Annotated in this window: 27 protein-coding genes; 17 read left to right on the plus strand and 10 right to left on the minus strand. The window is 52.6% G+C overall.

What is annotated here, in order from left to right; all coding sequences use genetic code 11:
- Window positions 1-115 precede the first annotated feature (115 nt).
- On the plus strand, window positions 116-850 hold the full coding sequence (locus ACFO9Q_RS11455; protein ID WP_379181964.1) for an MBL fold metallo-hydrolase: 735 nt from the start codon (window positions 116-118) through the stop codon (window positions 848-850).
- Window positions 840-1,406, plus strand: a complete 567-nt coding sequence (locus ACFO9Q_RS11460; protein WP_379181966.1) for a TetR-like C-terminal domain-containing protein — start codon at window positions 840-842, stop codon at window positions 1,404-1,406. The genes ACFO9Q_RS11455 and ACFO9Q_RS11460 overlap by 11 nt, the downstream gene beginning before the upstream one ends.
- Here the strand turns inward: ACFO9Q_RS11460 and ACFO9Q_RS11465 are convergent.
- Complete coding sequence (locus ACFO9Q_RS11465) at window positions 1,403-2,320, minus strand: ROK family protein (protein WP_379181968.1); 918 nt, start codon at window positions 2,318-2,320, stop codon at window positions 1,403-1,405. The genes ACFO9Q_RS11460 and ACFO9Q_RS11465 overlap by 4 nt on opposite strands.
- A 143-nt stretch (window positions 2,321-2,463) precedes the next feature.
- Here ACFO9Q_RS11465 and ACFO9Q_RS11470 point away from each other — a divergent pair, with 143 nt between their 5' ends.
- A complete protein-coding gene (locus tag ACFO9Q_RS11470; protein WP_379181970.1) occupies window positions 2,464-3,588 on the plus strand; it encodes an AI-2E family transporter in 1,125 nt (374 codons plus the stop codon).
- Between the two features lie 41 nt (window positions 3,589-3,629).
- Here ACFO9Q_RS11470 and ACFO9Q_RS11475 read toward each other — a convergent pair whose 3' ends face one another.
- Window positions 3,630-4,256 (minus strand): GTP pyrophosphokinase, encoded by a 627-nt coding sequence (locus ACFO9Q_RS11475; protein ID WP_379181972.1) that lies wholly within the window; start codon window positions 4,254-4,256, stop codon window positions 3,630-3,632.
- Between the two features lie 108 nt (window positions 4,257-4,364).
- On the opposite strand from ACFO9Q_RS11475, the gene ACFO9Q_RS11480 reads away from it, so the two are divergent.
- From ACFO9Q_RS11480 to ACFO9Q_RS11490, 3 genes are all read left to right on the plus strand, one after another.
- Complete coding sequence (locus ACFO9Q_RS11480; RefSeq protein WP_379181974.1) at window positions 4,365-5,141, plus strand: ABC transporter ATP-binding protein; 777 nt, start codon at window positions 4,365-4,367, stop codon at window positions 5,139-5,141.
- A gap of 215 nt (window positions 5,142-5,356) precedes the next feature.
- Complete coding sequence (locus ACFO9Q_RS11485) at window positions 5,357-7,624, plus strand: alpha/beta hydrolase family protein (RefSeq protein ID WP_379181977.1); 2,268 nt, start codon at window positions 5,357-5,359, stop codon at window positions 7,622-7,624.
- 3 nt (window positions 7,625-7,627) lie between these two features.
- Entirely contained in the window at window positions 7,628-8,461 is an 834-nt protein-coding gene (locus tag ACFO9Q_RS11490; protein ID WP_379181979.1) for an alpha/beta hydrolase family protein, read from the plus strand.
- A gap of 67 nt (window positions 8,462-8,528) precedes the next feature.
- Here the strand turns inward: ACFO9Q_RS11490 and ACFO9Q_RS11495 are convergent, their stop codons facing one another.
- Window positions 8,529-9,449 (minus strand): AraC family transcriptional regulator, encoded by a 921-nt coding sequence (locus ACFO9Q_RS11495; RefSeq protein ID WP_379181981.1) that lies wholly within the window; start codon window positions 9,447-9,449, stop codon window positions 8,529-8,531.
- 159 nt (window positions 9,450-9,608) lie between these two features.
- Here ACFO9Q_RS11495 and ACFO9Q_RS11500 point away from each other — a divergent pair, with 159 nt between their 5' ends.
- On the plus strand, window positions 9,609-11,786 hold the full coding sequence (locus tag ACFO9Q_RS11500; RefSeq protein WP_379181983.1) for an alpha-galactosidase: 2,178 nt from the start codon (window positions 9,609-9,611) through the stop codon (window positions 11,784-11,786).
- 61 nt (window positions 11,787-11,847) lie between these two features.
- On the opposite strand, the gene ACFO9Q_RS11505 is transcribed toward ACFO9Q_RS11500, so the two are convergent.
- Entirely contained in the window at window positions 11,848-12,552 is a 705-nt protein-coding gene (locus tag ACFO9Q_RS11505; RefSeq protein WP_379181985.1) for a queuosine precursor transporter, read from the minus strand.
- 197 nt (window positions 12,553-12,749) lie between these two features.
- On the opposite strand from ACFO9Q_RS11505, the gene helD reads away from it, so the two are divergent.
- The 5 genes from helD (at window position 12,750) to ACFO9Q_RS11530 (ending at window position 21,089) form a co-directional block, all read left to right on the plus strand.
- Window positions 12,750-15,074, plus strand: a complete 2,325-nt coding sequence (gene helD, locus ACFO9Q_RS11510) for an RNA polymerase recycling motor HelD (RefSeq protein WP_379181987.1) — start codon at window positions 12,750-12,752, stop codon at window positions 15,072-15,074.
- A gap of 282 nt (window positions 15,075-15,356) precedes the next feature.
- Window positions 15,357-16,523 carry a glucose-1-phosphate adenylyltransferase gene (locus ACFO9Q_RS11515; protein ID WP_379181989.1) on the plus strand — a complete coding sequence of 389 codons (1,167 nt, stop codon included), beginning with the start codon at window positions 15,357-15,359 and terminating at the stop codon, window positions 16,521-16,523.
- Complete coding sequence (glgD, locus tag ACFO9Q_RS11520; RefSeq protein WP_379181991.1) at window positions 16,520-17,632, plus strand: glucose-1-phosphate adenylyltransferase subunit GlgD; 1,113 nt, start codon at window positions 16,520-16,522, stop codon at window positions 17,630-17,632. Before ACFO9Q_RS11515 ends, glgD begins: the two co-directional genes overlap by 4 nt.
- A gap of 47 nt (window positions 17,633-17,679) precedes the next feature.
- Complete coding sequence (gene glgA, locus ACFO9Q_RS11525; protein ID WP_379181994.1) at window positions 17,680-19,143, plus strand: glycogen synthase GlgA; 1,464 nt, start codon at window positions 17,680-17,682, stop codon at window positions 19,141-19,143.
- On the plus strand, window positions 19,128-21,089 hold the full coding sequence (locus tag ACFO9Q_RS11530; RefSeq protein ID WP_379181996.1) for a glycoside hydrolase family 15 protein: 1,962 nt from the start codon (window positions 19,128-19,130) through the stop codon (window positions 21,087-21,089). The genes glgA and ACFO9Q_RS11530 overlap by 16 nt, the downstream gene beginning before the upstream one ends.
- Before the next feature lie 146 nt (window positions 21,090-21,235).
- On the opposite strand, the gene ACFO9Q_RS11535 is transcribed toward ACFO9Q_RS11530, so the two are convergent.
- From ACFO9Q_RS11535 to ACFO9Q_RS11560, 6 genes are all read right to left on the minus strand, one after another.
- Window positions 21,236-21,388, minus strand: coding sequence for a sporulation protein YjcZ (locus tag ACFO9Q_RS11535; protein ID WP_379181998.1), 153 nt, complete (start codon window positions 21,386-21,388; stop codon window positions 21,236-21,238).
- 190 nt (window positions 21,389-21,578) lie between these two features.
- Window positions 21,579-22,016, minus strand: coding sequence for a spore germination protein GerPE (locus tag ACFO9Q_RS11540; protein WP_379182000.1), 438 nt, complete (start codon window positions 22,014-22,016; stop codon window positions 21,579-21,581).
- Window positions 21,991-22,245, minus strand: coding sequence for a hypothetical protein (locus tag ACFO9Q_RS11545; protein WP_379182002.1), 255 nt, complete (start codon window positions 22,243-22,245; stop codon window positions 21,991-21,993). The genes ACFO9Q_RS11540 and ACFO9Q_RS11545 overlap by 26 nt, the downstream gene beginning before the upstream one ends.
- Window positions 22,242-22,910 carry a spore germination protein GerPC gene (gerPC, locus tag ACFO9Q_RS11550; RefSeq protein ID WP_379182004.1) on the minus strand — a complete coding sequence of 223 codons (669 nt, stop codon included), beginning with the start codon at window positions 22,908-22,910 and terminating at the stop codon, window positions 22,242-22,244. The genes ACFO9Q_RS11545 and gerPC overlap by 4 nt, the downstream gene beginning before the upstream one ends.
- Before the next feature lie 28 nt (window positions 22,911-22,938).
- Window positions 22,939-23,142: a spore germination protein GerPB gene (locus ACFO9Q_RS11555; RefSeq protein WP_379182006.1), complete on the minus strand. Its 204-nt coding sequence runs from the start codon at window positions 23,140-23,142 to the stop codon at window positions 22,939-22,941.
- The gene (locus ACFO9Q_RS11560) at window positions 23,139-23,378 is read right to left on the minus strand and encodes a spore germination protein (protein ID WP_379182008.1); all 240 of its coding nucleotides are present in this window, start codon (window positions 23,376-23,378) and stop codon (window positions 23,139-23,141) included. Before ACFO9Q_RS11560 ends, ACFO9Q_RS11555 begins: the two co-directional genes overlap by 4 nt.
- Window positions 23,379-23,450: 72 nt before the next feature.
- On the opposite strand from ACFO9Q_RS11560, the gene ACFO9Q_RS11565 reads away from it, so the two are divergent.
- The 5 genes from ACFO9Q_RS11565 (at window position 23,451) to yidD (ending at window position 25,440) form a co-directional block, all read left to right on the plus strand.
- On the plus strand, window positions 23,451-24,002 hold the full coding sequence (locus tag ACFO9Q_RS11565) for an Hsp20/alpha crystallin family protein (protein WP_379182010.1): 552 nt from the start codon (window positions 23,451-23,453) through the stop codon (window positions 24,000-24,002).
- A 124-nt stretch (window positions 24,003-24,126) separates the two neighbouring features.
- Window positions 24,127-24,327, plus strand: a complete 201-nt coding sequence (locus ACFO9Q_RS11570) for a hypothetical protein (RefSeq protein WP_379182012.1) — start codon at window positions 24,127-24,129, stop codon at window positions 24,325-24,327.
- A gap of 173 nt (window positions 24,328-24,500) precedes the next feature.
- Window positions 24,501-24,719, plus strand: coding sequence for a hypothetical protein (locus tag ACFO9Q_RS11575; RefSeq protein ID WP_379182014.1), 219 nt, complete (start codon window positions 24,501-24,503; stop codon window positions 24,717-24,719).
- A gap of 10 nt (window positions 24,720-24,729) precedes the next feature.
- Complete coding sequence (locus ACFO9Q_RS11580; protein ID WP_379182016.1) at window positions 24,730-25,167, plus strand: Fur family transcriptional regulator; 438 nt, start codon at window positions 24,730-24,732, stop codon at window positions 25,165-25,167.
- 27 nt (window positions 25,168-25,194) lie between these two features.
- Window positions 25,195-25,440, plus strand: coding sequence for a membrane protein insertion efficiency factor YidD (gene yidD / locus ACFO9Q_RS11585; protein WP_379182745.1), 246 nt, complete (start codon window positions 25,195-25,197; stop codon window positions 25,438-25,440).
- The last annotated feature ends 182 nt before the right edge of the window (window positions 25,441-25,622 follow it).

Here is a 25,622-nt window from a genome sequence, read left to right on the forward strand (position 1 = left end):
AAGGCAATTGCCTAAGGCTGGCTATTTTTTTTTTATTGAGAGGCTCATCTTGCATAAACTAATGGCATTAGTTATACTAAAACTAATGATATTAGTTAATGTGGAGGGATATAGGATGAGAACGATTCAAGAGGGTTCATTGTATCAATTGACCTTCATGCCAAGGCTATTCCCGGTTAATTGCTATCTGATTGAGGAGGAGAAGGAGCTAACCTTAATTGACGCCGCGCTTCCTTACAGCTGGAAGGGAATTGTTGCTGCAGCTGGCGCGATCGGCAAGCCCATTACTCGAATAGTCTTAACACATGCCCATGATGATCATGTCGGCTCCTTGGATCGACTGAAGCAGCTGCTGCCACAAGCTCAAGTGTATCTGTCGGCAAGAGATAATCGACTGCTTCAAGGTGATCTGTCATTAGATGAGGGTGAGTCTCAGGGCAAGATTAAGGGCTCCGTTCCGAAGAAGCTGAGCACAAGACCTGATGTACTGCTCCAAGGCGGTGAGAATATCGGTAGTCTGCTCACTGTGCCTTCCCCTGGACATACACCGGGGTCGATGTCCTTCTATCACTCACGGACAGGTCACTTAATGGCTGGCGATGCATTCCAGACCAGAGGGGGGATCGCGGTATCCGGACATATGCAGCCCCTGTTCCCCTTCCCAGCGATGGCTACCTGGGATGCAGCTTCCGCTATCTCAAGCGCCAAGCAGCTGCTTGAGCTGAGGCCTTCGCTGCTAGCAGTTGGTCATGGAGAGCTTGTACGCGCGCCTCAGTATGCATTAATCACAGCCATTACGAGAGCAGAACGCAGTCTGCTGAGGCGTGGAGTGAATTCCATTGTCTCCTAGAGCAGGGCTTGACCTTACCATTATCGTGAAGGCTGCGGCCAATAGAGCAGATCAGGATGGCTACGATGAGTTAACGTTAGCTTCTGTAGCCCAGGAGCTTGGCGTTCGTTCCCCTTCCCTATATAACCATGTGGGCGGGCTGCCTGAGCTTAGAGTTCATGTTGCCGTGTACAGCTTGATTGAATTCCTAAGAAGATTAAGGGAAGCTAAGGGAGACAACGTGGGGGAGGAGGCAATTCTAGCCTTAGGCATGGGTTACATCCAATTCGTCCGGGATCATCCCGGACTATATGAGATGATTCTACGTTCGAAGGACTTAAGCGACTCGAGGTTAAGCGGATATGGAGAAGAGATTGTCCAGCTCGTTGTTGGCTGTCTAGAGCCTTATCACTTGGACAGTGAGATGGCTATTCATATCGTTCGAGCAATTAGAAGCCTTCTTCACGGATTCGCCTCCCTGGAGCAGGGAGGCGGCTTCGGTATTGCGCTGGATCTTAATGTGAGTGTGCGGCTTGGTCTTCGTACCTTGCTAGCAGGAATAGAGAGGCCAGGCTAATCGCCCTGATGAACGAGTGCAGCCGCCCCGATGAGCCCCGCATTCTGAAGCAGAGCAGCAGGAACAACAGCCGTTCGCTTGCCCGATGGATTAAGCGCATGCTCGCTGATATACCGGCGGACGGCGTCGAATAGAGGCTCGCCTACCTGAGACACACCGCCTCCGATGACGATGGTGTCCGGATCGAGCGTATTGATGAGGGAGACGCAGCCCATTCCTATGTATCGGAACACCTTGTCGACTAGTGCAGCCATCTCTGGATCGCCGCCTGCAGCAAGCTCGAACGCTTCCTTCGAGGTGACGGGTCTGCCGTACAGGGCGGATGCTTGACGGGTAATCGCTGTCCCCGAGGCAATCCATTCCCAGCAGCCTGCTTGTCCACATAGACAAGTGCCAGCGGAAGGGTCTACGACCATGTGGCCGACGTCTCCTGCGTTGCCTGTAGATCCAGTCAGCAGCTTGCCATGCAGGTAGATGCCCGCGCCAATGCCAGTACTAATTGTAATGAACACGAAGTGGTCGGAATCCTTAGCGGCGCCAATCCACTTCTCAGCTAGAGCGGCAGCCGTAGCATCATTCTCCATCCGAATCGGCAGATTGGTGAAGTGGTTGCTGAATTGCTGTACAACCGGGAAGTCCCACCAGCTCTTCAGATTTGGAGGACAAGTCAGCTTGCCGCCTCTAGGATCAAGCGGACCAGGCGCTCCTATGCCGATGCCTGCAATTTTCGTGTAATCGATACCGTTTTTTAGAATCAACTGCTTAATCTCTTGAGCGGTCTGTGAGACCATGTCCGCAGGAGGTTGAGTCAAGTCCGTATGCAGTGAGCTGCTCGCTAGGATGGTCCCTTTCTCATCTATGATGCCTGCTGCTATTTTGGTACCACCGATGTCAATTCCGATTGCTAGATTCACGATCGAATACCCCCAACTAGATTGTTATATAATGATGGCCTATCCCGAATTGTATCATATAACCGTATCGCTTATAATGTCGAGTAAGCCTGACCGAACGATTTGTTTATAACCGGGCTAATTCTTGTATAGGGCGGTGGATAATGCCTCAATCTCGTTTTTTTCGAATCGGATATGGTGTGCTGCTCGTCTTCCTCATCATCTGGGTAGGCGTCAAGATTAACTTCATCTTCTATCCGCTCCAAGTTCTGTTCCAGACCATGTTCGCTCCTATCCTCATATCTGGAGTACTCTTCTACCTCATGCGCCCGATGGTTAATGACCTTACGGAGCGAAGGGTCCCGAGAGTAGTTGCTATACTCATCGTCTTCCTAGCAGCAGGCTGCATGATTACCTTGCTGGTGCTGTTCGTAGCGCCTGTCATTCAGCGGCAGTTCACGGAGCTGCTCGAGAGTCTTCCAACCTTCATCGAATCCGTGACGGATGGGAGCAAGGAGATTGTAGAGGATAAGTGGCTTAACCAATTCTTAAGCTCGCTCGACCTTGATCTGAATCAGATTACGGCTCGATTCTCGCAATATGCGATGCAATTCCTGAATGTAGTAGGAACGAACCTGCAATATCTCATTAATCTGATCGCGAACCTGGTTGTGCTGCTCGTGACCATCCCGCTCATCCTGTTCTATCTATTGAAGGACAGCGACAAGATCTCAAGCGGGATGCTCTGGGTGCTGCCTCTAGCGAAGCGCAAGCATGGCCGCACGATGCTCGCCGAGATTGATACGACCATCTCTACCTACATACGCGGACAGCTGCTGGTAGCCTTATGTGTGGGTGTCATGCTGTTCATCGGCTATCTTATTATTGGAATAGACTATGCGTTCCTGCTGGCCCTGACGGCTATGCTGACGAATGTCATCCCCTATCTGGGTGCCTTCATTGCAGCTGTGCCTGCTATACTCATTGCACTAACGGACTCTCCGATGATGGTGCTCTACGTGCTGATTGTCATTGTCATCTCTCAGCAGCTGGAGGGCAATCTCATCTCGCCTCAGATTATGGGCAAGCAGATGGATATCCATCCGCTCACCATTATCATCCTTCTACTTGTTGCAGGAAGTCTTCTCGGTATTGTCGGGCTGCTGCTAGCCGTGCCGTTCTACGCGATTATGAAGACGGTTGTTATGAATGGCTACAAGTTCTTGCGTATGCGCAGTGAGCCGGACGAAGACGATGAGGATGCGAATAAGGACAACAGGGTGCCCTGAGGGGCACGCCTGCTGTCCTTATTCTGATCTCGTCCTGTCCACTACGTGGAGATCAGCTTATGATTCTTGACCTCTTCATTCAGCGTCAGCATCCTGGCATCGAGTGAGGAGATGATATCAGCCGTCTCCTTCAACTGCTGGCTAATGTGGGAGGGAACGCTCTCGTTGAACTTGTAATAGATCTTGTGCTCCAAGCTAGCCCAGAAGTCCATGGCAATAGTACGAATCTGAATCTCAACGAGCACACTCTCTATACGGTCCGTGAGGAAGACCGGAATCTCAGCGATGAGATGAAGGCTCTGATAGCCGTTAGGCTTAGGGTGCTTCACATAATCCTTCACTTCAACGACACGGACGTCGTCATGCGAAGAGATCATATCATAGATGGCATAGATATCTGTGGAGAAGGAGCAGATGACCCGGATTCCCGCGATATCGCGAATATGCGACTTGGCATGCTCCATCGTCATGTCCAGCCCCTTGCGCTGAAGCTTCGCAAGGACACTCTCAGGCGACTTGATGCGTGTCTTCACATGTTCAATGGGGTTATAGTCATGGAGGAAGTGGAATTCTTCATTCAGAATGTTCAGCTTCGTCTCGACTTCATCCAAGGCGAACTTATACGTTAGGAAAAAATGTGCCCATGCCTTCATATTCTGCGGTTGCATTCATATCACTCCAGCCTTGTTAGCTTGTCTATGTATTAGTGTAAAGCATTGCCGTTCCAATGGAAAGTGGACCGAAATTCGTCCATTCAGGAGAGGAGAGCTTCCCCATTGATTATTCATGCTGAAAATATAAGCTTACGACAGGAACAACACGATATTCTTGCACATATTGACTGGACGGTGAAGGAGGGAGAGCACTGGTGCTTGCTCGGCCTCAACGGCTCTGGGAAGACAACCCTTCTGAATATGGTGAACGGGTATATCTGGCCTACCGAAGGTCAGATGACCGTACTCGGCAAGCGGTTCGGTGAATATGACCTCAGGGAACTGCGCAAACGCATTGGCTGGGTAAGCACTTCTATGCAGGAGATGCTGCACGGGAGTGAGACGGCGCTTCGGGTCGTCATCAGCGGCAAGTTCGCCAGCATCGGTATATATGAGAGCTTATCTAGTCAAGATGAAGTGCAGGCCATCTCCTTAATGCACAGGCTAGGCTGCGAAGAGCTCATGGAGCGGGAGTACGGCACCTTGTCGCAAGGGGAGAAGCAGCGTATTCTCATCGCGAGGGCACTCATGGCACAGCCACGCTTGCTCATTCTGGACGAGCCTTGCACGGGTCTTGACTTGTTCGCTAGAGAGCAGCTGCTAGGGATGATTGCCGGGGTAGCGGCTCAGCCGGACGCACCAACAATCATCTATGTTACCCACCATATTGAAGAGATTCTGCCTTGCTTCGACCACACCTTGCTCTTGAAGCAAGGGAGCGTATTCGCTGCAGGAGGAACAGAGGAGGTCCTGACTTCCTCTGTACTGACAGCCTTCTTCGGTGTGGAAGTAGAAGTGGAACAGCGAGAGGCACGCCGTTGGCTGTATATCTCTTCATAGAAGGAGAGTCTTAGAGGTGATTCACGGATCCTTGCATGATCCATGCGCCTGTCTGCAAGTCGCGGGATAGACAAAGTCATGGTTACCTCCCGATTGGATAATACCTATAAATGTTAACGTTGGTGATTCGTAGGAAGTTGCAAGGAATGGTTGGTAGATGCCCGGCGCCCGCTTATAATAAGAGATAGAATCAATGCCAAGCTAAGGGAGACGCTATGGAATCACAACTTGAATTACAAGAGATTATGAAGCCTGCTCGTGGTGGACTGCGGCGGCGGATAGCCATGCGTTACCAATACGACACAGGCTATGCTCGGTCTGCAGCTGCCGGTGTGTGGACAGCTAGTTCAGTCATGGTGCTGCTTGCTGCGGCGGGAATGCCTACCGGGCTTGGTACAGCCTTCGATTGTATGGCAGCAATCGGAGTGCATACGTTAGCATCATGGCTGGCTGGTTGGGCTGTAGCTACGCTGCTCAGCTTATTGCCTTCACTTCGTATGCCGAGACGGCTTATTGGCAGTAGTCTCTATTCGGGTACTGTAATGTTCTATATGTTCTACTATTCAGATATTAGTATACCTCTGTCTATTATGATTGGAGCTGCTGTCGTCCTCGCAGGGCTCGTGGTCGGCTGCTTGCTGCACCTCGTGCTGACCTTGCGACTTCCTATTCGAACCAAGCTGCTGCTGCTCTCCTCCCTTGTCCTAATCCCAACAGCTGCTTGCGGAGTATATGTTGCTGGTCTTCAAGGAGACTACGCCGTACCTGCAATGTCAGCACAGGACAGCTCTGCAGGAGGGCTGGATAACCCGGCGAAGAGGGGGGCTTACCACTATGAATCCTTCACCTACGGCAGAGGGAACAATTCGATTGCCTCTGATGGGAATGACAAGGTCGATCTTCATTCCGAATCGGTAGATGCTTCAGCATATATTACAAGGTGGCCATGGCTGAGGGAAGCCATGTGGGGATTCAATGAGCGCGAGCTGCCGCTTAATGGCCGAGTGTGGATGCCGCAAGAGGAAGGAGAATATCCTCTAGTCTTGATGGTACACGGCAATCATCTCGCAGAGGATGACTCTGATGGGGGGTATCGTTACCTTGGGGAATTGCTTGCCAGCCGCGGGTTCATCGCGGTCTCGGTGGACGAGAACTTCCTTAATTATTCGGTCTGGACAGGCATTCCGAATCAAGACATGAAGGTTCGGGCCTGGCTGCTGCTGAAGCATCTGGAGCAGCTGCAGGCATATGAACAGACGGAGGGCAATCCATTGTTCGGCCGGATTGACTTCACTAAGGTTGGTCTTATTGGCCACTCCCGTGGAGGGCAAGCCGTGGCCATGGCGGCAGATGCTGATCGCTGGTTCAAGGACGACTCCGATCTGATGGATTCAATGAAGGAGATACGCATTCAGTCCGTGGTTGCCCTCGCCCCGACAGACAAGCAAGTGGACGATACGTCGGCTAAGCTGCAGGATGTCAACTATCTCACTCTGCAGGGAGCGCGAGATGCCGATGTGAACAACTTCTACGGGGAACGCCAATATATACGAACAGCCTTCAGTGAAGGGGATGGACTGCGGTTCAAGGCGGCCGTCTACTTGCCTGAAGCGAACCACAGCCGCTTCAACACGAGCTGGGGGCTCATGGATGAGAAGCTGCCTGGCGGACTGCTGCTTAACCAGTCAGGCATGATGACTGGAGAAGCTCAGCGGGAAGCGGCGAAGGTGTATATCTCCGCCTTCATGGAGGCGACGCTTCGAGGCGAAGATGGTTATAAGGCGCTTATGCAAGATTACAGGACTGGGAAGCACTGGTTGCCTGATACGGAATATATAACGAGATATGAGGATAGCTCCTTCACGCTGCTTGCAGGCTTCGAAGAAGACCGTGACAAGCGCACTGCCACGCTGAATTCGGGTAAGGCAGCAGGTGAAGATCTGCGGATATGGGAAGAGACGGACGCACTCGACCGCGACCGCCGGAAGAAGGGGACGCGAGGTGTGCAGCTGGAGTGGAGTGAATCGGGAGGGAGCTATACGCTAACCTTCCCTTCGGGGCAAGTCAGCGCATTCGCGAAGAGCGGAGGCAAGTCTGCAGCACTATCCTTCTCCATGGCTAATCTGGAGCGGGATCTTAAGGCTCGGGGTGAGCATCAGCTTCCGCAGATCGAGATGGAGCTGACGAGTCGCACAGGGGAGAGCATGTCCCTTCCACTACAAGAAGTGAAGCCTGTTCCACCGCAGCCGTATACGACGTTCACCATACTGCCTTCCTTCGAAGATCACATTAAGGATAACAAGTACAAGGAGTCGACAGAGCCTGTCTTCCAGACTTATCTAGTGCCGCTGGAGAAGTTCCGATCGAACAACGGTGCTGTCCAAGCAGAGGAGATTGTCTCAATCACCTTCCGCTTCCAGGGCGGGCCTGGCCGAGTGATGCTCGATGATATCGGATTCGCCAGTCATATAGGAGGGGAATAATTGATGTCTATCCTTACAGAGCGGTTCGAGCTTACCGCGGGCCAAGACCTAATCGTCCGAGGGAGAGTGAGCATGTCCCGCCAGGAAGGAGCAGTCCGTAGGCCCGTCTTGATCATCTGCCATGGATTCAAGGCCTTCGCAGGATGGGGCTTCTTCCCTTATACAGCTGACTGGTTCGCAGAACGAGGCTTCTATACCGTATTGTTCGACTTCTCCTGCAACGGAGTGAGAGATCGAGACTTTGACGAGCTGGACAAGTTCGCTCTCAATACGTATAGCAGGGAGCAGAAGGATCTTGCACTTGTGATGGATGCCCTTCGGCAGGGCAAGCTTCCTCATGCCTCATCGGCCGATTCCGCGAAGCTGCATCTCCTCGGCCACAGCCGCGGAGGCGGCAATGCGATTATATTCGCAGCGGAGCATTCCGCAGTCTGTTCCATCGCGGTGTGGAACAGCATCGCCTCTCCGCAACTGCTTGGTGAAGCGGCTGCCGACGAAGCGAAGCAAGCTGGCGTCACTTATATCGAGAACGCAAGGACGAAGCAGCAGATGCCGATTTCCTATACTTTTTTCAAGGACATTGAGGATCATCTAGAGCGCTTTGCGATAGCCAGGCGGCTGTCTGAGCTCGCTCAGCCTGCCTTGCTCATTCAAGGGGATCAGGATTCCTCACAGCTAGTAGACGGGTACCGTCAGCTGCAGCTGGCCGCTCCGCAGCACAAGTATAGGACGATTGCTGGAGGCACCCATACGTTTGGTGCGGTGCATCCCTTCCAAGGAACAACCCTTCAGCTAGAGCAAGCTTTGGACGCCACTTTTGCGTTTTTCAAGGAATAGATGCCGCCGGTGTGCGGCTTTTTTGCTCACATTAGGGCAGCTTATAGATCGTTACAGTTACAGAATGCTATAGAATTCTTGAGTACTTGCGATAGGTCTCCGCCGTCATGCCCTCCCACTTCTTGAACACTCGGCAGAAGTAGGCGGTATCCTCATACCCGACGCTCTTGCCAATCAGCTCCAGCTTATCCTCCGTATTGCGCAGTCTCTCCTTCGCTCCCTGATGCCGGACCCACTGTACATACCGGTTCGGACTCATCCCCATCGTGCTTCGGAACAAGCGAGCCATATAATCCTCATTCACGTTCAGCAATGCAGCGATTCGAGCATTCGACCAGTCCTCTGAGCAGTGCTGCTCAATCTCACGCGCGGCGGCTCGAATCCCGTCTTCATAGGCCTTAGCGACCTCTATCCGAGGATGCTGTGAATGGCGGTACAGCTGCGAGATGATCGTCAGCATCATTCCCTTGCAAGCTAGTTCATAACCTGGACGCTTGTGGGAAAACTCTTGAATAACAAGCTCCATCACTGCAACGGTCTGAAGGGGAGGTGCAGGATAGAGGTACGGAAGCTTGCCGCCAAGCTCATCCAGGTGTGGAAGCTTGCAGAAGCGAGATTCCTGCGCTGCCGTGACAGGCAGGCTGACAACGAGATCCTCGTCGGTTCTCAGGTCCACTTCGTTGTAGAAGTCGAAGTGAATGCCCAAGAATACGGCTCCAGGCTCGCTAACGATAACATAATGATGATACATACCAGCAGGAAGCAGAACTAGCTGCCCATTGGTCAGAGTCATGGCCGTTCCGTTCGCACCGAGCCTCAGCTTAATCTCTCCTGCCTTGACATAGAGCAGCTGGAAATCATAGATCTGCCTGGATATGACGAATCCGTGCTCGCGCAGATGCTCCTGTGCCCAATGAACGGTAGGGTTCAATTCATCAATGGATGTTGATGATATTAGTGGATATGTTCTCTCTTGCTCTATGCCCATGCTCGTTCCCACACTCTCCTGAATGATATCGGAAAAGTACAATTAAATATCGAATATAGTCAATTTCAAATGACGCTATCCATGATATCATAAGAAACGTTACACATGTACCGTATAACCCAACATGAAGAATTAATCCAAGAGAGGCTGGTACACAACATGGGAATTACGTATTATGCATCCACACAAACCTTCCATCTGTTCTCTGAGCAGACGAGCTATATGATTCGAATCGAGCGGGGCTACCTGTCTCACTTATACTGGGGCAGACGGCTTGCAGATACCGATGGAGTGCTTGGTAACGGAACGGCCTCCCGCGGCTTCACTACCGAGGTTGAGAAGGACTTCTCCCTCGACTACTTGCCTCAGGAGCTGCCAGGCTTCGGCTCTTCAGACTTCCGTCAGCCGGCTTATCAATTCCAGCTGGACAATGGAACGACAATTGCCGAATTCAAGTATGCCTCTCACCGCATTCTAGAAGGCAAGCCCGCTCTGCAAGGACTTCCTTCGACCTATACGGAATCGGATGGGGAAGCAACTACCTTGGAGATCACTCTCCGTGACGAGGCTGGCGGATTAGAAGCTATTCTTCTCTATACCGTATTCAATGAGCTAGGTGCCATTACGAGGTCCGTTCAATACCGCAACACATCAAGCACTCCAGTTCGGCTGCTTAGGGCGCTCAGCATGAGCGTAGACTTCGGGCATTACAACTATGACATGGTGCAGCTATCAGGCTCGTGGGCGAAGGAGCGCTGGCAGTATCGGAATCCTCTTCGCGCCGGCACACAGTCCGTGGAGAGCAAGCGGGGGGCGTCCAGCCATCAGCACAATCCGTTCCTTGCCCTCGTGGACCCAAGCACGACTGAGCAAGCTGGCGATGCCTATGGATTCAGCTTCGTATACAGCGGCAGCTTCCTAGCTTCAGTTGAAGTGGATCAGTTCCAGACGACCCGCGTATCCGTTGGCATTAATCCGTTCGACTTCAACTGGCTCTTGGATCCGGGAGAGCAGTTCCAGACGCCTGAAGTAGTGATGGTCTATTCACATGAAGGACTTGGAGGCATGTCGCGCCAGTATCATCGCTTATATCGCACGCGCCTCTGCCGCGGTCAGTTCCGTGATGCTATTCGACCTATTCTCGTGAACAACTGGGAAGCGACTTACTTCGACTTCGACCATGACAAGCTGTTAAGCATCGCGGAAGAAGGCAAGAATCTCGGTATTGAGCTGTTCGTGCTTGATGACGGCTGGTTCGGCAAGCGCAATGACGACGCCACCTCCCTCGGCGATTGGTTCGTGAACCGCGCCAAGCTGCCAGGCGGCATTGACGGCGTCGGACAAGCGGTCAAGGATCTTGGCATGGAGTTCGGCCTCTGGTTCGAGCCGGAGATGATCTCTCCGGAGAGCGAGCTGTACAAGGCCCATCCCGATTGGTGCCTGCATGTGCCTGACCGCCGCAGAACGCTGTCGCGGAATCAGCTGGTGCTGGATGTATCCCGGACGGACGTGCAGGATTATATCATCCAATCGGTATCCGATGTATTGGCATCCGCTCCAATCACCTATGTGAAGTGGGACATGAATCGTCATATGACAGAGATCGGTTCAGCACTACTGCCCGCTGAACGCCAGCGGGAGACGGCTCACCGCTATATGTTAGGCCTGTATCGTGTATTGGAGGAGATTACTACACGCTTCCCACATGTCTTGTTCGAGAGCTGCTCCGGCGGTGGCGGGCGCTTCGACCCAGGTATGCTCTACTACATGCCGCAGACTTGGACAAGCGATAACACGGATGCTGTGGAGCGTCTCAAGATTCAGTATGGAACGAGCCTTGTCTATCCGGCCAGCTCGATGGGCTCGCATGTTACCGCCGTACCGAACCACCAAGTTCATCGCAGCACGCCGCTTGCCATGCGCGGAGATGTCGCACTGTCCGGCAACTTCGGCTACGAGCTGGATCTGACGGCTCTCTCTCAGGAGGAGAAGGATCTGATCAAGGTGCAGGTGCAGACGTGCAAGGACATCCGGTCGCTTACCCAGCAAGGGGATATGTATCGTATATTAAGTCCATTCGAAGGCAATGAGACTTCTTGGATGTATGTATCGGAGAGCAAGGATGAAGCCATCGTCTTCTTCATGAAGGTGCTTGCTGAGCCGGTTGAACCGCTCAAGCGGATTAAGCTGCAGGGTCTTGATCCAGCGAGCGTCTACGTAGAGCAGTCTACAGGCGCTAAGCACAGAGGCGATGTTCTGATGTATGCAGGACTTCCAGTTCCAGAGCTTCATGGTGACTTCCGCAGCATAGCGTGGCACTTCACTGCTTCGAAGTAATTCATAACTAGCATAAGCGGGCACCCCGGCAGATGGGGTGCCCGCTTATTGCTCGTGAATCCTATTCGTCTCGGAAGGTGAAGCTTCTAGCGGCATATAAGAATGGCGTCGATACGAGTGACACGATAAACTTAATGATATAGGTCGACAGGAAGATCGACAGCCACACCTCTCCTTCATAGACACCTGCGAATGCAATGGTCGTGAAGATCAAGGTGTCCACGAGCTGACTGATCACAGTCGAGCCGTTATTGCGAATCCACAGCTGACCCGGCTTCGGGAACGCCCGCTTCAGCATGGAGTAGAGTCTAACGTCCAGGAACTGACTAATGAAGTAAGCGCATAGACTGCCGAGCGAAATTCTTGGGAGCAGTCCGAATATGGCACTCAATGCGTTATGAGCCTCCAGGGAGAATTCGACGCCTTCAGCAGGCTTGAACAGCAGCGCCATCTGCATAATAATTGTAGAGGCAATGAGGGTGAAGAAGCCGAACCAGACCGCTTTCTTGGCGGCCTTCTCGCCATACTTCTCATTAAGCAAGTCGGAAGCGAGATAGATCGTTCCGTAGATCGTATTGCCGAGAGTAATGACAATTGCCGTGAGCCCCAGGTCAAGCTCTACCGTCTTAACGACTTGAATATTAGCCAGCACTGTCGCCATCCCGATCCATGCATAGACACCTACTTTGCCGAAGAGGCGGTAGGAGAGCAGGAACAGGCTGAAGTGCACCAGCATGAAAATAACCCCAAACCATAGATTAAACATCGTTACAAAAAACCTCCTAGTTTTGATAACGCGGGAAGATCGCGAACCGCGGCTTGCATCTGTGAGGTGCAAGCTGTTATCCTAATGTGTATTTCTGCCCTAGCTATTATATATGGCAGCCCTGCGGTTGTGAAGTGAAAGTTAAAGCTATATTATGGGAAGATATATGCGGTAAATCGGTGATAAGGAGCGGCAATATGAGCGTGGAAGATCAAGATTGGAAGCAGGAACAGCAGCGGGTGGAGGAAGTTTCCAGGCAGATTCAAGACCGTATCGAGGTGCTGGCTGCTCAAGTTGGAGAGGTGCGCACCGATGTCGTCGACATTCGGACGAACTTCTGGGACGATGTGACGGTGAACTTCGAGGACTCTGCAGAGGCTGCAGAGACCTATGCCAGCATGAAGCAGCAAGCGGAGGTGCTGCAGGAGCGTGAGCAGAGATATCGTCATGCAGAGAAGCAGCTGAAGACACTGCGCAAGCTGGCAAGCTCACCATACTTCGGACGAGTAGACTTCAAGGAGAAGGGCGAATCGGTAACGGAGCGAATCTATCTAGGCATTGGTTCCTTCCTAAGCGATGATGAGGAAGAGTACCTCATCTATGACTGGAGAGCGCCTGTCTCCTCTCTATACTATGATTACGCACCTGGACCGGCTGAGTATGAGACGCCTTCCGGCACTGTAGGGGGAGATATGCCTCTGAAGAGACAATATGTCATTCGTGGAACCGTGCTGCGGAGCATGTTCGATACCGGAGTGACGATTGGTGATGAGATACTTCAGGAGGTGCTGGGGAAGCAGTCCGATTCTCAGATGAAGAGTATCGTGGCGACGATTCAGAAGGAGCAGAATCAGATTATTCGTAACACGGAGTCTCGTCTGTTAGTCGTCCAGGGCGCAGCGGGCAGCGGGAAGACGTCAGCGGCCCTGCAGAGAGTGGCCTATCTGCTCTACCGCTACAGGGATACCCTGCGCGCGGATCAGATCGTGCTGTTCTCTCCGAACCCGATGTTCAATAGCTACGTATCCACGGTGCTCCCTGAGCTCGGTGAGGAGAATATGCAGCAGACGACTTACCAGAGCTATCTGGAGCATCGTCTCGGGCGAACCTTCGAGGTGGAGAATCCATTCGCTCAGATGGAATATACACTGACGGGGATGGAGGATCCGGCGTATGACACGAGGATGACCGCTATCCGGCTGAAGACAGGTCTGCCCTTCATGCAAGTGATTGAACAGTATGCCGGATCATTGGGGAGCAGCGGACTGGTGTTCAAGCCCATCGTATTCCGAGGAGAGCCGCTTATCGAAGCCTCTGCCATCTCTGAGTACTTCTACCGTCTGGACCGCAGCTACTCTATCCCGAACCGGATGAAGCTATTAACGGAGTGGCTGCTGCGCGAGCTCACCAGGCTCGGCAAGGAAGAGCGGGGCAAGCCTTGGGTATTGGAAGAGATTGAACTGCTGGATCAAGACTCGTACACCCTTGCTTATCAGGAGCTGTCGGAGAAGAATCAGTTCACGGAGAGCTCATTCGATGACTTCGATCGCGAGCAGGAGCGCTTGGCAGCGACGCTAGTGCAGGAGCGGTTCAAGCTGTTGAGGCGGCGGGTTAAGAAGCTGAGGTTCCTCGATGTGCCAGCGGTGTATCGACAGCTGTTCAGCAAGACGGAACCGGAATGCGCGTTCCTGGCGGCGGAGCTGGGTGTGGACCTGCAGCGATGGAGACAGATTGAAGAGCTGACGATTCTGGCGCTCGATAACGGGAATCTCTACTATGAGGATGCGACTCCCTACTTGCTGCTGAAGGAGCTGCTGGAGGGGTTCCAGACCAACTCTGCGGTGCGGCATCTGTTCATCGATGAGGGTCAGGATTATTCGCCGTTCCAGTTCCACTTCCTGAAGCGGTTATTCCCCCGCAGCCGCATGACCGTGCTAGGCGACCTGAACCAAGCAATCTTCACCCATGCCTCCGCAGACGACGGTCTTGGACAGCTGTCATCTCTCTACGGAGAGGAAGAGACAGAGCGCATCAGCTTGACAAGAAGCTACCGCTCTACCAGGGAGATCATTACCTTCACTAGCAAGATGCTGAAGGGCGGCCACTTCATCGAGCCCTTCAATCGCAGCGGCGATGAGCCTTCCATCAATCAGGTTAAGGACCATGAGGCCATGTTGGCAGCTCTGACGGAACGGATTGCTGAGCTGCAATCTGCAGGGCATGCCTCTATAGCTGTTATCTGCAAGACGGCTGAGCAGAGCAGAACGGTGTTCGACCGGCTCAGTCCGACTCAAGGATGCACCCTCATACAGAGCGAGACCGTTACATTCGGAGGAGGCGTAGTCGTCATTCCAGCCTATCTGGCTAAGGGAGTTGAATTCGATGCTGTCCTTATCTATGATGCGTCTTCATCCAACTACTGGCGAGAGAGCGAGCGGAAGCTGTTCTATACCGCATGTACCCGAGCGATGCATGTGCTTGACCTCTATTATATAGAGGAGAGAACCCCGTTTTTATCCTGATTCCATATTTCGATTTTGACACCCTGCGACGTTAGTTAAGCTGACTCAATTTTCAGAAAACAGGGTGTCAATTTCTCTTATCCCCATGTATAATATGGTTATCCATTGGATAAGCATGAAGCAGCCAATGGCCCCAGAATATTCAAGTTCCTCTCCACTCATCATCGCAAGTACTCGCAGACCGACGAAGCAATACCAGTTATTCCGCATTAATCCCCTTACCTACCGTACCATTCTATCAACCCTAGATTCGGGGACCTACATTGATAAGGAGTTGGTGTCATGGGCCGAAAAGAAATGATCGCTATGCTGCTCGCCGGAGGTGAAGGGAAGAGGCTCGGCGTTCTGACGAAAGATGTCGCGAAGCCGGCTGTTCACTTCGGCGGGAAATACCGCATTATTGACTTTACCCTCAGCAACTGCACGCATTCGGGCATTGACACCGTTGGCGTACTCACCCAATACCAACCACTTGAATTGAACCGTTATCTTGGCATCGGAAGTCCTTGGGGACTTGATCGGAGAGACGGAGGCATGGCTATCTTGCCGCCTTATGTGAAGAAGAAGGGCGGAGACTGGTATAAGGGCACGGCCAATGCCATCTATCAGAATATGGCTTATATCGAGAGTTACTCTCCCGAATATGTGCTGATTATTTCCGGTGATCACATCTACAAGATGGACTACGAACAGATGCTTCTTCATCATAAGAAGTGCGGTGCGGATGTAACAATAGCCGGCATCGAGGTGGATTGGAAGGAAGCAAGCCGATTCGGAGTCATGCATGTCGATGATGAGGACCGCATTACTGCCTTTGAAGAGAAGCCTAAGGTGCCGACTAGTAATCTAGCATCTATGGGCGTTTATATTTTCACATGGCCCGTCTTGCAGAAGTATCTGACGAGAGATGAAGGGACCCGCGGCTCCAATCATGACTTCGGCAAGGACATTATCCCGGCGATGATGAAGGATGGAAGGAACCTCCATTCCTATTCGTTCAGAGGATATTGGAAGGATGTTGGGACGATCGAGAGTCTGTGGGAAGCGAATATGGACTTGCTGGAGCGAGAGCCTGGACTCGACCTGAGGGATCAGGACTGGAGAATCTTCTCCGTCAGCCCGAATCGTCCTGCTCAATATCTGTCCGCAACGGCTGAGGTATCTACGTCTCTGGTGAACGAAGGCTGTGTTATTGAAGGCAAGGTAGATCGCTCTGTACTGTTCTGCGGCGTGCAGAGCGGGGTGGACAGCGTCATCTTTGAGTCGGTTATTATGCCGAATGTCACGATAGGCGCTGGAGCGAAGATCTATCGAGCGATTATTGGCGAAGGGGCCGTTATTAAGGAAGGCGTAACGATTGGCAGCCCGGATGACGAGACGATTACCGTGGTCGCCAGTGATGAATATATTAGCAATTTCCATACCTTGCAGGAGGTGGAGCTGCCATGAAGCAGAAGGTAATGGGTGTCATTAACTTAATTCACGAACAAGATGAGCTGGAATCGCTGACTCGAGGCCGCTGCCTAGCTACTGTGCCGTTCGGTGCGCGATATCGTCTCATTGACTTCATCTTGTCGAGCATGGTTAATTCCGGTATCTCCAAGGTTGCCGTGTTCGCTCATACGAAGTACCGCTCCCTCATGGATCATCTGGGATCGGGCAAGCATTGGGATCTGCACCACCGTCAGAGTGGGCTGTTCGTGCTGCCGCCGGCTACGGATGATATTCATGAGATTAGCCGCGGCGACCTGTACCACTTCTACCAGCACCGTGACTACTTCAACCGAAGCCCGCTTGAGTATGTAGTCATCACGAGAAGCCATATGGTGTGTAACATCGACTTCGAGCCGGTCATTGCCTATCACGAGGAGAAGGGTGCTGACATCACGGTTGTATGCAAGCAGCAGCGGGGAATGACTACAGGGAAGACACGCAAGGTCAACATGAAGGACGATGGACGCATTACGGCGATACAGGATCACTACGGCCGGATGTTGAGCGATATCTCATGCATGGAGATGTACATTATGAAGAAGGATCTGCTCATGGAGCTCGTGGAGACTTCGCTGGCCCAAGGGCAGGATCATCTGGTGAGGCATGCCATCTTCTCCCGCATTGATAAGCTCAACGTCTATGGCTACATGTACGAAGGTTATCTTGGAGCTGTCAATACGATATCAAGCTACTATCAGAACAATATGAATCTGCTCACACCGGAGGTGTGGCGGCAATTGTTCTTCCAGCCAGGTCCTATCTTCACTAAGGTGAAGGACGAGCCTCCGGCTAGATACCTGGAGGGGTCGCTGGTCAGCAACTCACTTATCGCCAATGGCTGTCTGATTGAAGGGACTGTCATTAACAGTGTCCTGTTCCGAGGCGTTCATGTTCGCAAGGGTGCGGTCATTAAGAACAGCATTATTATGCAGAACGGCGAGATCGGAGTGAATGGTTCAGTCAATTACGGGGTGCTCGACAAGGATGTTCGAATCGAGCAGGGGAGAGACATTCAAGGTTCTGTATCATCGCCATTCCTCGCTGCCAAGCGCAAGGTGATCTAGCCGCTATACATAGAGATGCTAGAGTCAGGAGAATGGAGGGAGCTACTGTGAATATATTGTTCGCGGCATCCGAAGCTGTTCCGCTCGCGAAGACAGGCGGTCTAGCGGATGTTACTGGCGCTCTGCCGAAGATGCTGAACAGTAAGGACACCGAGGTCAGAGTGATTCTTCCCAATTATGCAGAGGTGCCGGCGCATCTGTTAGGACGATTCGAGAGGGTGGCGGAATATACGGTTGCCTTCGGCGGCTGGAGGAATCCTTATTGCGGCTTACTTAAGGCAGAGCTGGACGGCGTCATTTATTATCTAATTGATAACGAATGGTACTTCGGACGCAAGGGCTTGTATGGGTATGGTGATGATGCCGAGCGATTCGTCTTCTTCTGTTATGCGGTTATGGAAGGGCTGAGCCGGATGGACTTCTCGCCGGATATTATCCATTGCCACGACTGGCAGACGGGGTTGATCCCATTCCTACTGAAGACCCGCTATGCTGCCGAGCCCGATTATGCTTCCATTCAGACGGTGTTCACCGTTCATAATCTTCAATATCAAGGGCTGTTCCCTATTGAACTGCTTAAGGAGCTGACCGGAGCGGGAGACGAGGAATTCTCCCATGAACGGCTCGAATACTTCGGGTCTGCAAGCTGTCTGAAGGGCGGACTCGTCTATGCTGACAAGCTAACGACTGTATCCGAGACCTATGCAGCGGAGATTCAACAGGAGCAATACGGGGAGGGACTGCACGGGCTGCTGAGGAGCAGATCTTGTGACCTAATTGGTATACGCAACGGTATTGATGTGAGCTTATACGATCCGATGAACGACGATGCCCTGCATACGCCGTACCGCAGCTCTATTGGCCGCAAGCGGAAGAATAAGCTGGCTCTGCAGAGAGAGCTTGGACTGCCGGAGTCTGAATCTACCCCTCTGTTCGCGATGGTCACTCGATTGGTTGAGCACAAGGGCTTCAGCCTGCTAGAGTCTATTGCTGATGAGTGGCTAGCGGACGATGTGCAGCTAGTCGTGCTTGGTGTTGGAGAGTCTAGGTATGAGAATCTGCTTCATCATCTGGCCAGTCGATATCCGGATAAGGTAGCGGCCCGGTTCGAGTTCAGTGACCAGCTGGCAAGAAGAATCTATGCCGGTTCGGATCTGTACCTCATGCCATCGAAGCATGAGCCTTGCGGGCTTAGCCAGCTGCTGGCCCTGCGATACGGCTCTGTGCCGATTGTACGAGAGACTGGCGGACTTAAGGATACCGTTCAGCCTTACGATGAATATATAGGAGTAGGGAATGGATTCACATTCCCAGGGTATGATGCAGCAGAGCTGCTGCGCACGATACGAGGCGCGCTGGCACTATATTACAAGGAAGACGTATGGAAGCGAATCGTGAATAACGCGGCCAAGGAGGATCTTGGCTGGAATCGCTCCGCTAGAGCCTACCTCACGTTATATACCCAACTTCTAACGCATCGAAAGGGGAAACCACTATGGCCCGTCATCTAGTCATCGGCAACGGCAAGATGCTGCTCAATCTGGATCAGCATTGTTATATTCGAGATATCTATTATCCCTTCGTCGGTCAACTGAACCATGTTGGCGGTCAATATTGCAGGCTTGGCATATGGGCTTCCGGCAAGTTCGCTTGGCTGGATGAGCCCGGCTGGCACTTCGATCTCGGCTATATTGAAGACTCTCTAGTGACGAATATTATTGCTAAGCATGAGGGTCTTGGCGTAGAGCTGCAGATGAATGACGGCATTCATCAACGGGAATGTATCTATATTAAGCGGGTAGTCGTGCGTAATCTGACGGATGAGACGAAGGAATTCCGGCTGTTCTTCCATCAGGATCTCATGATCGAAGGATCTGAGGTGGGCGATACAGCGGCGTATTACCCCGAGAACCATACGCTGTTCCATTACAAGCGATCGAATTACTTCATGTTCAACGGATTCTCCGATGAAGGCGGCATGATGCAGTACTCAACCGGAATCAAGCGATTCCACTCCGCGGAAGGCACTTGGCGGGATGCAGAGGACGGTATCCTGATGGGCAATACGATTGCCCAAGGATCGGTTGACAGCACGATTAGCTTCCGCACTGTCGTTCCGCCTCGCGGGGAGAAGACCATCTATTATTGGATGTCCATCGGCCAGAATCTTGAAGAGGTGAAGGAGCTGAACCAGTACGTTCAGGAGAATCATCCGGAGAAGCTGCTGAGCCGTATGGTCATCTACTGGAAGCATTGGCTGCGCCGTGCAGAATCCGATCTAGGGGATCTGCCAAGCGATGTGGTACGCATGTTCAAGCTGAGCTTGCTGCTTGTAAGAACACAAGTCGATGAGCGGGGAGCCATCCTGGCTGCGAATGACACCGACATCCTGCAGTACAACAGGGATCACTACAGCTATATGTGGCCTAGGGATGGCGCGCTGATTGCAGATGCGATGTCAATGGCGGGCTTCCAGAGTGTCATTACGCCATTCTTCCACTTCTGCGCGCAGGCGCTGTCGCCTGAAGGCTATCTGTATCATAAGTACAATCCGGATGGAACGGTAGGCTCCAGCTGGCACCCATATATCGTGCAAGGAAGCCGCAGGCTGCCGATTCAAGAGGATGAGACAGCCTTAGTATTGATGGCGCTGTGGAGGGATTACTCCCGTCATCAGGTGATTGAATTACCTCAATCGCTGTACAGCAATCTGATCCGCAAGGCCGCGACGTTCCTGAGCCAGTATATGGAGCACTCTCTGTCGCTTCCTAAGCCAAGCTACGACCTGTGGGAGGAGCGATACGGCATATGGACGTATACGGCTGCTTCCGTATACGGAGGGCTGATGGCTGCGGCATCCTTCACGGAGCTGTTCGGAGATTATGAGCGCAGCGATCATTACAAGAATACAGCCGAAGCGATTAAGCACGGGATGATTACTCATCTGTGGGATGAGGATTCGGGGAGGTTCGCCCGCGGCCTCATTCAGAAGGATAACCGCTGGGTGAAGGATATGACGCTCGAGAGCTCCATGTTCGGCATCCTTGAATTCGGCGTGCTGCCGGTTGATGACAGCCGCGTCATCCGCACGATGGAAGCGATCAAGGAAGGGCTCAAGATTCGCACTCATATTGGCGGCGTCGCCCGTTATACGAATGATTACTACTTCCAGCAATCCGGGGAGATTGACAAGGTACCGGGCAACCCTTGGATTATCTGTACGCTGTGGGTCGCTAATTATGAGATTGAGGCAGCGAAGTGTCTGGAGGATCTTCGCGAGCCGAGAGAGACGCTGCAATGGGTCTCAGACCACGCGCTGGAGAGCGGGCTATTGCCAGAGCAGCTTAATCCTTATGACGGGACTCCGCTGTCTGTAGCGCCTCTAACGTGGTCACATGCTACGTTCGTTCAGAGTGTGTCGAAGTACGCCTCGAAGTTTAAGCAGCTGCGGGGGTAAGGAACGTTTGTAATAACTGAGAGCGAATCAAGTGTGGGGATAGACCCCCAATTGATTCGCTTTTTTGCGTACACAGACAGAAGCAGGGCAGCCCCTCAGGTCATGAAGACCTGGGGGCTGCCCTGATTAAGCCGTATAGTTAGTGATTAGTAGCCGCCGAATCCGCAGCCTGCTGCAATGATGATTACGAGCAGAATGAAGAGGACAAGAACGATGCCGACAGCTGAACCGTAACCTCCAACATGACAACCGTGTCCCATGTTACCTACGCCGCCTACGCCGCCTGGTTGATATCCCACAGTACATACCTCCTGAGTGTTTGTTTGATGTTTGTTGTGGTGATGAGTTAGATCACATTGATAATGTATGGCGGAGGTGTGCATTTGTATTGGACGTTTGTACCGGGTCACTCGGAATTCAGCGAATGTCCCGGGTATGGGAGGCGCAGGAGGTGGAGGAAGTCGCCTTGGGGTACAAGTGTCCTTGACTTCAGCATCCAATCGGGGGCCTCTGAGAAGGGGCGGCGAATTGTCTAATATTGCTGATTCGCGACTCCGCCGTGAAGGCCATTCCGTTGCCAGCTTGTAGGATAGCGGATGAGCTCATTGCCGTAACAGAGACACAGCCGACGCAGATTAATCCGGACCGACTCGTCCGCTCGACGGGCACGACCTCCTGGGCTTCACCTTCCGGATCGATTAACACGGGCAGAGGACGGTCGAATATCGGATACGACTCGAAGTAGACGTTGCCAGCACGAGTATGAGCCTCTTCCCGCTGCACAGCTACCCCTCTTAGGTTAGCTTCTGCAGTCGCGCGGTCTCCAATCTGAATGACTGAGGCTTGTGAGGCGGAGATGACATACACGATACCGATCTCCGCCGTCCGGATAGAGTAGCCCTCACCTGTCATCTTGGGCAGCCTCATCTGCTTCGCCTTCTTCTCCGGCACTCTCGCCTGCAGCGCTCTGAGCATCTTCAGGGACGGGGAGCGGCGCGAGCGGACCTACGATGAGGGACTCAGGGGGCGTATCGAACATGGAGCTGAGCACCACTCGGTCGGTATCGCCAATCTGCAGCATGGACGCACTGGACACGGCAAGCAGCTCGATATGCCCTACAGACAGAATGTCATTCGTGACATGGAACTTAATCATGGCAATGCCCCTCCATTAGACGCTTGATTGTGGGATAGCTGCTGAACATACTGCTGCATAGCCAGGTCTGCATCTCGTATCGTTCGAGCGGACACCTGCGCCTGCAGAATCGCATCCGCCTGCGATTCCCCAGCATCCGAGGAGCTGCTCTCCTTCAGAGATGTCATATAATACTGAATTCTAGTCGGCATCTGCTTGCGAATGTCTTCAATGACGATTCGACGATGGTAAGGATCCAGCGGCAGGCAGAGCTCCTGTTCAATCTGGGCAAGCCGAGCAGGAGCTTCGTTGTTCAGATAGTCATCTACCTGAGCCCGAATGGCGGGGTAGGGCGCAGCAGGCGGAGTCACATTCGCAGCGGCAGACGGATAAGTAAGCGGCTTCGACACGGCATACTGGTCTACTGCTTGCTCGAATGGTTGTGTGCCAGGCGGGCTCATCCCAATATTCAACGTCCCTTCAAGCTTCTCCACCTTCAACTGGTCAAAATGATAAGACAAACTCTCAATATTATAAGTTGGCTTACTCTCTAAGGCTCTTAGCTGTTCCTGCATCAATAGCTGCTGCTTCTCCAAAGCAATAATCTTGGCTTGCTGCTCGGATAGGCAGCGCTGAACCTCTTGTACCCAAGCCTGCCAGGGCATCGGGTTGTTCGGCTGCTGCATAGCAGTTCATCTCCTTTCCTGCACAGCATTAGGAGGGATTGGGCAGCGGAACGAAGCTCGTTGGCGAGCCTTCCCCAAGCTCGGGAGCAGGTCCGGTGAATCCGCCTGTATTATACAACTGGGATAGGGAACGAATAGACCCGGCGCTCCCAACCTGGAGCACCGAGCTGTTCGTCACGCTGTCCACCCGAAGCTGATGAATCGTAATACTCTGGTGAACGGTCCAATTCATACGACATTCACTCCGCTGGCTACCTCATTCTGAGAATTATCCTGCAGATCAGGATCAATCGTATTCGTAGCGTTCAGGCCGGTGTTCGAGTTGGCGAGGCTTCCGGTTAAGAAGGAGCCAGAGCCTGCATACGTCTTGGAAGTGCTGGAGGGCGACAGCTGCACCGCGTCTCCGAACTGAATGATGGAGGAGGAGCCGACACTAACAATCTTAACGAAGCCTACTACGGAAGGCATGATTAACCACCCTTCTAATCAGATGCTCATACTCCCATCGTATGCGGCATTCGCCTAGAGGTTCCTGCCTATGTGGCAGCAAGTCCAGCTGGTCGCGGTATTCCAGCTAGCTGCGCCATGCTGGTAGGAAGTATCCCGTTCGCCCAGATTCGCATATGCTGGGAGGAGAAGCGGAAGGCAGGTGTTAAGGTCATGGCCTCGAAGTGGGATGAGATGGAGCGATGGATGGAGCGACAGCAGCTGCCGCAAGGATTCGAGAAGCTGCGAGAGCCGGGCTGGATTGAGCAGTTCGTCGGACGGATGATGACCCGAGCACTGCCTGAAGCAGCCGAGACTCTCACGAAGCGGCCTGCGAATGCCCAGTTTTTCGAGACGCATCACTTCGTTGTGGTGAAGTTCACCTTGCCTGCGAATACCGAACCTGAGCAGCTAAGACTGTTCATTCGAGAAGACCTGGTGCGGCTGGATGGACTGCCTGGAGGCAAGCAGGAGAAGATTAAGCTTCCGAAGCGCGTTCAGCCCCGGAGATGCCGTGCGCTGGTGCAAGACGGGGTGCTGCAGATTAAGCTGCGGAAGCGGCCGGGCACGCGTACTTACCATGAAGCGCCAATCAGGTGGAGTTGATTGTGGCTTGGAGCAGTCGGCAGTTAGATAAGGATGTCACGAATTTGTCCAGGTTATCCGGTGGTGCTTGGCCTGAATATCCCTTATAATGCTAATAGACAAGAGGAATAAGGGGTGTTCGTTCGTGACTTTGGTTGATGTGAGTGAAGTATCTGCAACATTATTTATTCTGGGAGTTATTTTCCTGCTGCTCATATTCGGATTGCTGAGCTTCGGCATTGTTCGTATGTTCCAGCAGCGCTTCCGTGCAGGATGGTTATGCATTGGCGGAGCGGCCTTAAGCACGATTCTATTCGTCGTTATTCTTAATCAATGGTTTGTATGAGTGATTAACGACTTTGGCATGAAGTTTGAGGCATGAGGAGCTCTTCCCTTCGATTTTTCGAAGCGGCGGAGCTTTTTTTGGGGCTGATAGAGCCAGTGATCGTTGCAAAAGCGTCCGCCATCCTATAAAGTTGTGTGTATGAAAGATGGCCTGACATGGAGGGACAAGCAAGCGTGAAGCTGATGTGGTTTGTTGCGAATCTATTTTTTGTAGTCTCTGTTATTACTCTATTATTCAACATTCGATCGGTTACTGAAGCCAGGCAGACGGATGCCGCCCCAGACCAAGTACGTCGATTGGTAAGAAGGCGCAATGTGCTCATCGCCGTCACGATTCTACTATTCTTCGTGATGTCCGCCAGCTTCGTAGCTGATATGGCCATGAACGGTTAGGGGGCGCACCATGAGGACGAAGGAAGAGATTCTGAAGATGATGTCCAGCCAAGGGCTGCGCATTACCGACCAACGGAAGACACTGACGAATCTATTCTCAGATACGCCAGGCTATCTGTCACCGAAGGACGTCTATGAATATATGGGGAAGTATTACTCCGGCCTTAGCTTCGACACCGTCTATCGCAACCTTAGGGTGATGGAGGAGCTAGGTGTACTGGAGCAAGTAGTGTTCGAGGAAGGCGTTAAGTTCAAGCTGCATTGCAGGGAGCATGATCATCATCATCATATGATCTGTCTGAACTGCGGCAAGACCTATCCCATTACATTCTGTCCGATGGATCAGACCGAAGCGCCTGCAGGGTTCAAGGTTGTGAAGCATAAGTTCGAAGTGTTCGGATATTGCGAGGCCTGCCAGCAGGAGGAAGCCGCCTCAGCGGAGTCTTAATCGGTAAAGGGGGATCGGACGATGGTGATGAGAAGAGTGCTCCAGGCTCCCGTTCACTTCTACCGGAGAGCAATCTCGCCCCTCAAGCCGCCTTCATGTCGGTACTATCCAACCTGCTCGGCCTATGCGCTTGAAGCGCTGGAGGTTCACGGCGCGCTGAAGGGCTCCTGGCTTGCGGCGAAGCGCATTGCACGCTGCCATCCTTGGCATCCGGGCGGTTATGATCCGGTGCCGCCGCTCAAGGAAGACGACAGCGGACATTCGCCTTCTTGACAAGGGGCGGTGGGTAACGGTATATTCTGTCGTATACGGATATTTTCATGAACGTAACATGTCCAATGAACGGATAAGTACTAAGAGAGCTCCTGACAGAGAGCCGGGCAAGCAGCTGGAAGCCGGCAGGTTGATTCACTTAGGAAGATGGTCCTGGAGGATCCTTACTCGAGCAGAGCCTG

This window comes from Paenibacillus sp. GCM10023252, assembly GCF_042653305.1.
GTDB lineage: Bacteria > Bacillota > Bacilli > Paenibacillales > Paenibacillaceae > Pristimantibacillus.

Excerpts from the sequence above, each read along its gene's own strand:
- ACFO9Q_RS11455 (WP_379181964.1), top strand. The coding sequence starts at position 116 with ATGAGAACGATTCAAGAGGGTTCATTGTATCAATTGACCTTCATGCCA.
- ACFO9Q_RS11470 (WP_379181970.1), top strand. The coding sequence starts at position 2,464 with ATGCCTCAATCTCGTTTTTTTCGAATCGGATATGGTGTGCTGCTCGTC.
- ACFO9Q_RS11475 (WP_379181972.1), bottom strand. The coding sequence starts at position 4,256 with ATGCAACCGCAGAATATGAAGGCATGGGCACATTTTTTCCTAACGTAT.
- ACFO9Q_RS11485 (WP_379181977.1), top strand. The coding sequence starts at position 5,357 with ATGGAATCACAACTTGAATTACAAGAGATTATGAAGCCTGCTCGTGGT.
- ACFO9Q_RS11490 (WP_379181979.1), top strand. The coding sequence starts at position 7,628 with ATGTCTATCCTTACAGAGCGGTTCGAGCTTACCGCGGGCCAAGACCTA.
- ACFO9Q_RS11495 (WP_379181981.1), bottom strand. The coding sequence starts at position 9,449 with ATGGGCATAGAGCAAGAGAGAACATATCCACTAATATCATCAACATCC.
- ACFO9Q_RS11500 (WP_379181983.1), top strand. The coding sequence starts at position 9,609 with ATGGGAATTACGTATTATGCATCCACACAAACCTTCCATCTGTTCTCT.
- ACFO9Q_RS11505 (WP_379181985.1), bottom strand. The coding sequence starts at position 12,552 with ATGTTTAATCTATGGTTTGGGGTTATTTTCATGCTGGTGCACTTCAGC.
- helD (WP_379181987.1), top strand. The coding sequence starts at position 12,750 with ATGAGCGTGGAAGATCAAGATTGGAAGCAGGAACAGCAGCGGGTGGAG.
- ACFO9Q_RS11515 (WP_379181989.1), top strand. The coding sequence starts at position 15,357 with ATGGGCCGAAAAGAAATGATCGCTATGCTGCTCGCCGGAGGTGAAGGG.
- glgD (WP_379181991.1), top strand. The coding sequence starts at position 16,520 with ATGAAGCAGAAGGTAATGGGTGTCATTAACTTAATTCACGAACAAGAT.
- ACFO9Q_RS11530 (WP_379181996.1), top strand. The coding sequence starts at position 19,128 with ATGGCCCGTCATCTAGTCATCGGCAACGGCAAGATGCTGCTCAATCTG.
- ACFO9Q_RS11540 (WP_379182000.1), bottom strand. The coding sequence starts at position 22,016 with ATGAGGCTGCCCAAGATGACAGGTGAGGGCTACTCTATCCGGACGGCG.
- ACFO9Q_RS11545 (WP_379182002.1), bottom strand. The coding sequence starts at position 22,245 with ATGATTAAGTTCCATGTCACGAATGACATTCTGTCTGTAGGGCATATC.
- gerPC (WP_379182004.1), bottom strand. The coding sequence starts at position 22,910 with ATGCAGCAGCCGAACAACCCGATGCCCTGGCAGGCTTGGGTACAAGAG.
- ACFO9Q_RS11555 (WP_379182006.1), bottom strand. The coding sequence starts at position 23,142 with ATGAATTGGACCGTTCACCAGAGTATTACGATTCATCAGCTTCGGGTG.
- ACFO9Q_RS11560 (WP_379182008.1), bottom strand. The coding sequence starts at position 23,378 with ATGCCTTCCGTAGTAGGCTTCGTTAAGATTGTTAGTGTCGGCTCCTCC.
- ACFO9Q_RS11580 (WP_379182016.1), top strand. The coding sequence starts at position 24,730 with ATGAGGACGAAGGAAGAGATTCTGAAGATGATGTCCAGCCAAGGGCTG.
- yidD (WP_379182745.1), top strand. The coding sequence starts at position 25,195 with ATGAGAAGAGTGCTCCAGGCTCCCGTTCACTTCTACCGGAGAGCAATC.